Source organism: Stutzerimonas stutzeri SDM-LAC (assembly GCF_000235745.1).
GTDB classification, from domain to species: domain Bacteria; phylum Pseudomonadota; class Gammaproteobacteria; order Pseudomonadales; family Pseudomonadaceae; genus Stutzerimonas; species Stutzerimonas stutzeri_H.
Genome location: NZ_AGSX01000036.1, coordinates 1 through 4,435, shown reverse-complemented (window position 1 = coordinate 4,435; position 4,435 = coordinate 1). Strand labels below are relative to the sequence as shown.

The following is a 4,435-nucleotide window of genomic DNA, read 5'->3' as shown; positions in this document are numbered from 1 at the left end:
TTCGCTTAACACCTTGCTCCATCGAGTTCTCCAACGGCTCGGGGGAAAGGTGTAAACCTTATTCAGGACGGGACACACCTTCGGAAAAGGTGCGGTCGAAACCAGTGACTCGGCCACCCAGCCGCGCAAAGCCTTCAGCCACGGCGCGGCCGATCCCCTGCCCGGCCCCGGTCACCCAAACACTCTGCCCGCTGAAACTCATCTGATCGTTCATTTGCCCGCCCCTTCACCAAACCATTTCCACGACTTCTTGCTGTTGCAGCCGGCTGTCCAGAAAACCGCAGAAGTCCGCCAATTGCGGGTGATCGAAGACATCGGAAACCTTCACGGCGGTGCCGAATTCGGCGCCAAGGCGATTAACAATCTGGATGGTCTGCAGCGACTGCCCACCGAGCTCGAAGAAGTTGTCTTCCGGCTGAATGCCGCTCACCCCGAGGATTTGCTGCCAGATAGCGCTGACGCGCCGCTGCGTCTCGTCGTTCAATACCCGTTCGGACGTGCCTTGCACGTAGGCCTGCTGAAGGCGCTTACGGTCGATCTTGTTGCTACCGGTGCGGGGCAGGACGTCGAAATGGCGGTAATCGGTCGGCACCATCGCTGCCGGCAGTACAGCGCTCAGCTCACGCTTGATCGCTCGGAGGTCGTCGCGCGGGCCCGCGAAAAACGCCACCAACCGGCGCACCCCGGCGTCAAGCTCCAGGCCCAGTACGCACGCCTCGTCAATACCCGGCAGTGCCAGCATCCGGGCTTCGACCTCCCCCGGCTGGATGCGATAGCCGCTGATCTTGAATTCGTTGTCCAGTCGGCCCAGGTACACCAGCTGGCCGTCTACCAGTCGCACGCGGTCACCGGTGCGGTAGACCCGTATCGTCTCGTCGCCGATGCGCAAATGAGCAAACGCCGGCGAGTCGCTGTTGAGGTAACCGTTGGCCAGCTGTGGACCAAATAGCACCAGTTCACCTTCCGATCCGGGGCGATTGCCTCGCGCCAAAACCAGCGCCTCGACACCTGCCAGTGGTTGACCGATAGGCAGTCGTTCGCGATTGGCTTCGAGGCTTTGCAGATCACAGCTAGTCGCTACAACCGTTGTCTCGGTCGGGCCGTAGGTGTTGATCAGACGCACATCGGGCCGCGCAACGCGTTGCCAGGCCTGAAGCTGCTCTGGGTATGCCGCTTCGCCGCCTATGATCACCGTCTTGAGCGACGCTGGAATCTGCACCTGGCCGCTGCGCAGCGCCACGACCCATTCATTCCAGAACGCCGTGGGCAGGTCGACGACGCTGATCGCCAGTTGCTCCAGCCCCTCTACAAACGAGGACATCGACTGCAACATCGGGTCGGTGCGCAGCACCAATGTCGCCCCGGCCGACAAGCTGACGAAGACTTCTTCGATACTCGCATCGAAGTTGAACGGTGCGAATTGCAGGACACGGTCGGCTGAACCGATGCCGTAGCGCTGCCGCGCCGCGTGAACGAAATGCGCCAATGCACGATGGCTGACTTCAACCCCCTTTGGCGCACCTGTCGAACCGGAGGTAAACATCAGATAACAGCCCGCATGGTTGTTGCGCGGGCTGTAGGTCCGGTTGGCCGAGGTCAGCAATCCGATCAGTTGGATCGGGCCGGAATGAACGTCCGCCAGCCGATGCCGATAAGCTGCCTCAGTGATGACCAGAGCCAGCCCTGCCGTCTCGCAGATCAGCCTTTGTCGATCGGCGGGCTGCTCCGGGTCCAGCGGTACGTACACCGCACCGGCGAGCAGCACCCCTAACTGGGCAAGGATCGCTTGTGGCGACCGGCTCAGCATCACCCCGACACGCTGGCCCGGTTCGATTCCCTCATCGACAAGCGCGGCAGCAACCATTTCGGCCCGCGCCTGTAGCTCGCCGTAACTCAGCGCCTGCTCATGCTGAACCAGCGCGATGCCCTCGGGCTGGGTCTGTGCCTGTAGGCGTATCGCCTCCAGCACATTGCCCGGCTGCACGTGGGACGCGGGACTAGGAGCCTTGAGGACTTGCCAGGCTCGGCGAACGGCAAACAGCTCTTCGAGTAGAACACTTCGTGGCTGTTGCGGCTCGGCCAGCCAGCATTCGAGCAGATCGAACAGTTCCTCCTGCAGGCTACGCACCTGGTCGAGGCTGTAGCAGGCCGGGTTGGCGTCGTAGTCGAGGACCGGCGTGCCGTCGGCGCCGATCTGAACTTCCAGCGTCAGGTCCTCCACCGGGCCTGCGCTCAGGTTCAGCGTTCGCGCCGGGCAGTTGCCGTAAGTCAGCGGACGGTCGAACGGCATGATGTTGATCAACGGGCCAAACAGGCGCTGCTCCCCGCCCACACGGCCCAGGTCCCGGCGCAGCGATTCGTAGCGGTAATGCTGATGCTTGCGGCTGCTACGACGAAGATTGCCAATAGCCTTGGCGCTGGCGATCAGATCGGCATCGTCCGGCAGATCCAGGCACAGAGGCACGATGTTCATCTGCATGCACGGCACATTGAACGAGGCCGAGCCGATGCGATTCATCACCATCAAACCCAGGACCTGAGAGCGGACATCACTTACCTGCCGGAGATGAGCCGAGACACCGGCCAGCAGCAGGTCCGGCCAGCCGATACCGTGAGCTTCGGCAACCTGGTTCAGTGCCTGCCACAGGGGCTCTGTGAACGGAGCGCCGTGGCGGATGAATGTGGCCGAAATCGGCGCGCTGCGTTCGCTGAAGCTGGCCGGCTCCGCCATGCGTGACAATGTTTCCAGCCAGTGACCGCGCGCAGCGGCGGTACGGCCCTGAGCGTCCCGCTCGGCGTCTTCCTTGAGCACATCTTCATATCGGCCAAACTCACTGGCGGGCACCGGGTCACCGTTCAGTGCGGCGCCATAAAGCTCGGCGATTCGCTGATACAGCAGGTTGGTGCCGTAGCCATCCAGGGCGATGTGATGCACACAGCTGTATAGGAAGTCGCGCCCCTCGGCCTGCAGCAACACGAAACGGCACGGTAATTCGCGTTCGAGATCCATCGCTATGCGAATGTCGCGCATGGCCCAATCACGGACCCACTCTTCAGGGTCCCCTGTCACCGGAACCTGCACCTGTTGCACAACCACTGGCAGTTCGCAGGGCTTGAAAAATGCCGCGTCTTCATCGGCCACGAACACTCCGGACAGCGCCTCGCACTCCCGCACCGCCTGTTGCACCGCAGCAATCAGCGTCGCTGCGTGAATCTTACCGGCGAAGGCGATGCATTCAGCGGTGTTGAACATGGCGCGGTCTTCGTTGAGCAGGTAGCCGAACCAGAGCCCTTGCTGGGCAGTCCCGAGCGCTCTCATCGGACACCTCCGTGTTCGCTGATCAGGGCCCACCAGCCGTTCAACGTCGGGGTCTTCGCCAGATCGGTGAAGCTCAGCTCAAGGCCCTGCTCGCGCCATTCGCTTAGCAGCGTCATGATCTGGATCGAATCCAGGCCGTAGTCGAGCAGGTTTTCGTCGGGATCGAAGGGCTCATCCATTTCGTCGAGCATCGACAGCAACCGGGCCTCAAGCTCTTCCCTGCTCGGTAATGACCGGTTGGCAGCGCCCAGTTCGAGCACTTCGCGGCATGTCACGACCTTGCCGCATCGCGTCGCCACGTAGTTCAGCGCCATCTCGTGTTCGGTCGCGCTGAAGTCTGCGATGCCGTCGGCCAGCACGAAGGGTTGGATGTCTCGCATGAAGGCATCACATGCGGTCATCAAGCAGCCGATATGGCCGTAGATGCCGCCGATGATCAGCTGGTCGCGGCCTAGCTCGTTCATCATGTGTTCCAGCGGTGAACGCTGGAACGCGCTGTAGCGCCATTTCACCAGAACCGTATCGTCCTCAGCAGGCGCCAGGCCCGGAACGACCGCTTGGCGATCGGGATATTGCGTGATGCCTGGTCCCCACATGTCGGTCAGCAATGCCCGGTCCGCATCGGCTTGCTCACCCGGCTGGGCGGTGTAGACGACTGGAATCCCCAGTGCTTTGCAGCGCTGGCGAACCTGTGCCAGACGCGAGACCAGTTCATCGATAAAGGTGCTGTCCTGGCCCCAGAAATCACAGAAGTACGCTTGCATGTCGTGAATCAGCAGGACCGCGCGAGCCGGATCGAGCGACCACTGCACTTTGTTCGCGCTCCATTCGCTGGGCAGGCGGTATGGCGTCAGAGTGGGAATTGCCATGAAACGAATCCTTATTCGGTAACGGTCAGTTGTTCAGCGACGCGGCGGCGCAGGCGGTTCTTGTCCACCTTGCCGACAGCGGTCACCGGCAACGCGTCGATGTGTACGAATCGGTCAGGGAGCTTGTAGTCGGCCAAGCCGAGTCCGCGCAGAAACTTGCGCAGCACGATCCCCTTGAGGGTGGGATCGACGCTGACGATGTAGGCGCAGCTCTTCTCGCCCATGGCCTCATCAGGCACCGAAACCA

Annotated in this window: 3 protein-coding genes and 1 pseudogene; all 4 read right to left on the bottom strand. The window is 61.9% G+C overall.

From position 1 onward, the window contains the following. Positions 1-58: 58 nt before the first annotated feature. A complete protein-coding gene (locus PSTU_RS21525) occupies positions 59-214 on the bottom strand; it encodes a hypothetical protein (RefSeq protein WP_019339672.1) in 156 nt (51 codons plus the stop codon). Positions 215-226: 12 nt separating this feature from the next. Further along, positions 227-3,319 carry a non-ribosomal peptide synthetase gene (locus tag PSTU_RS0103585; RefSeq protein ID WP_019339671.1) on the bottom strand — a complete coding sequence of 1,031 codons (3,093 nt, stop codon included), beginning with the start codon at positions 3,317-3,319 and terminating at the stop codon, positions 227-229. Then, on the bottom strand, positions 3,316-4,188 hold the full coding sequence (locus PSTU_RS0103580; RefSeq protein ID WP_019339670.1) for an isochorismatase family protein: 873 nt from the start codon (positions 4,186-4,188) through the stop codon (positions 3,316-3,318). The genes PSTU_RS0103585 and PSTU_RS0103580 overlap by 4 nt, the downstream gene beginning before the upstream one ends. Positions 4,189-4,199: 11 nt before the next feature. After that, positions 4,200-4,435 (bottom strand): annotated as a pseudogene (gene entE, locus PSTU_RS20410) (2,3-dihydroxybenzoate-AMP ligase); the annotation flags it as partial.

Coding starts and splice junctions, on each gene's coding strand:
- PSTU_RS0103585 (WP_019339671.1), bottom strand. CDS start 3,319: ATGAGAGCGCTCGGGACTGCCCAGCAAGGGCTCTGGTTCGGCTACCTG.
- PSTU_RS0103580 (WP_019339670.1), bottom strand. CDS start 4,188: ATGGCAATTCCCACTCTGACGCCATACCGCCTGCCCAGCGAATGGAGC.
- PSTU_RS21525 (WP_019339672.1), bottom strand. CDS start 214: ATGAACGATCAGATGAGTTTCAGCGGGCAGAGTGTTTGGGTGACCGGG.